1 protein-coding gene is annotated in these 2,693 nt (G+C 74.5%); it reads left to right on the top strand.

What is annotated here, in order from left to right; translation table 11 throughout:
* The coding region (locus AB0F03_RS37925; RefSeq protein ID WP_362001064.1) for an SDR family NAD(P)-dependent oxidoreductase at nucleotides 1–2,693 on the top strand (2,693 nt) is incomplete at both ends.

The raw sequence follows: 2,693 nt of genomic DNA, 5'->3' as shown, positions 1-2,693 counted from the left end.
ATCGACTGGCAAACCCTCCTCACCCCCTACCACACCAAACCCACCGAACTACCCCCCTACCCCTTCCAACACCAGCACTACTGGCTCACCCCCGAACGTGGTGTGGCCGACGCCCGCGGGCTCGGTCTGGCGTCGCCCGGGCATCCGCTGCTGGGTGCGGTGGTCGAGCTGGCCGAGGACGACCGGCTGGTGTACACGGGGCGGCTCACCCTGGACACGCAGCCGTGGCTGGCCGACCACGCGGTGCGGGGCACGGTGCTGCTGCCGGGCACCGCGTTCCTCGAACTGGCGATGGCCGTGGGCAGCAGGCTGGGCTGGGGGCGGTTGGCCGAACTCACCCTCCAGACGCCGTTGGTCCTCGAACCGGACGCGGCCGTACAGCTCCGCGTGACCGTCGAACCGCCGGCCGACAACGGACAGCGGGAGCTGGCCGTGCACTCCCGGCCGCAGGACGCCGGCCTGGGCAGCGTGTGGACGCGGCACGCCGCGGCGCTGCTCGACGTGGATGACGACACCGCCGGCTTCGACCTCACCGAGTGGCCGCCGCCCGGTGCCCACGAGATCGACGTCGACACGCGGTACGACACCCTCGCGGAGGCGGGCTACGACTACGGCCCCGCCTTCCAGGGCCTGCGGGCCGCCTGGCGCACCGACCGCGACGTCTATGCCGAGGTGGGCCTGCCGGCCGATCTGGACGGCACCGGCTTCGGCGTGCATCCGGCGGTGCTCGACGCGGCTCTGCACGCGGTCGGCCTGCTGCGCGAGGACGGCGGCACCGTGCTGCCCTTCTCGTGGTCCGGTGTCACCCGTTACGCCGAGGGTGCGGACACTCTGCGGGTGTGGCTGAGCGCGGCCGGCGAGGACGGGGTGACCCTGCGGGCCGCCGACGGCACGGGAAAGCCGGTGCTGTCGGCGGAGGCGGTCACGATGCGGCCGTACGCCGCCGATCCGGCCGCCGGTCGCGGCACGGACTCGTTGTTCCGGCTGGACTGGCAGCCGGTCCGGGCCGCGGCAGCCGACGTCGACGCGTGTCTGGTGGCGGACCTGGCCGAGGTGCCGGATCCCGTACCGCAGGTGGTCGCCGTGCGATGTCCGGCCGGGACGCAAGACCCGGGCGGCACGGGAGCCGGGCTCGCCGGGGGCGCGCACCGGGCCGCGGGCTGGGCGCTGGGCCTGGTGCAGGAGTGGCTGGCCGATGCCCGCTTCACCGGTTCCCGGCTGCTGGTGGTGACCGACGGCGCCGCCGGCCCCGATGCGGATGATCCCGCCCAGGCCACGGTGTGGGGTCTGGTCAGGACAGCGCAGTCGGAACACCCGGACCGCTTCTCCCTGTTGGACACGGAGCCGGCGCACCCGGTCGACACGGTGCCCGCAGCCGTACTCTCCGAGCCTCAGCTCGCCCTGCGTGGCGGTACTGTGCTCGCTCCCCGGCTGGTGCGGCACACCGGCGGGACCGGGCCGGCCGGTGGCTTCCGGCTCGACCCGGACGGCACCGTGCTCGTCACCGGCGGCACCGGAGGGCTCGGTGCTCTGGTGGCGCGGCGCCTGGTCACCGAGCACGGTGCCCGGCGTCTGCTGTTGGTCAGCCGCCGTGGCCCGGACGCGCCCGGAGCCTCGGAACTCGTCGCGGAACTGAGCGGGTTGGGCGCCGAGGTCACCCTCGCCGCCTGCGACTCCGCCGACCGTGAGGCGCTCGCGCACCTGCTGACCGGCGTACGGCTCACCGCCGTCGTCCACACCGCGGGGGTCCTCGACGACGGCATGGTCGGGTCGCTGACCGCGGACCGGCTGGCCGCCGTACTACGGCCCAAGGTGGACGCCGCCGCACACCTCGACGAGTTGACCGCGGAGCAGGACCTCGCGGCCTTCGTCCTGTTCTCCTCGGTGGCGGGCGTGCTCGGCAATCCGGGACAGGCCAACTACGCCGCGGCGAACGTCTTCCTCGACGCGCTCGCCGCCCGTCGGCGCACCGCCGGGCGCCCGGCGCAGTCGCTCGCCTGGGGTCTGTGGGCCGAACGCACCGGGCTCACGGGGCACTTGGACGGTGACAACCTCGCGACCCGAGGTGTCTCCCCGCTGTCCACGGAGCAGGGTCTCGGGCTCTTCGACCGGGCGCTCGCCGATGACAGCGCGGTGCTGGTACCGGCCCGCCTCGAACCGGCCGCGCTACGCGCCGACGCGCTCGCCGGGACCCTGTCCCCGGTGCTGCGTTCGCTGGTGCGTGTGCCGCAGCGGCGCCCCGGCGAGTCCGGACTGCGCCGCAGGCTCGGCCGGATGTCCCAGGAGGAGGGCCGCCGACTGCTGCTCGACCTCGTACGCGCCCAGCTCGCCACGGTCATCGGCCGCGACTCCGCGGACGGGATCGACCCCGACCAGCCGTTCAAGGGCTTCGGCGTCGATTCGCTGCTCGCGGTGCAACTGCGCAACCGTCTCCACTCCGCCACCGGCCTGCGCCTGCCGGCGACCCTGGTCTTCGACCACCCCACACCGGCCGCCGTCGCCGACTTCGCGCTCGCCCTCGCCCAGGAGCGCGCCGGGCGGTCCACCCCGCCCGTCGCTGCCGCCACCACCGTCGCACCGCGTACGGACGACCCGATCGTGATCGTCGGCATGGGCTGCCGTTTCCCGGGCGGGGTGGACTCGCCGGAGGGGCTGTGGCAGGTCGTCGCCCAGCAGCGCGACGTGATCTCCGG

It is taken from the genome of Streptomyces sp. NPDC028722 (assembly GCF_040637655.1).
Lineage (GTDB): Bacteria > Actinomycetota > Actinomycetes > Streptomycetales > Streptomycetaceae > Streptomyces.
Note: the sequence above shows the minus strand (reverse complement) of the source record. Positions and strands in the feature narration are given on the sequence as shown.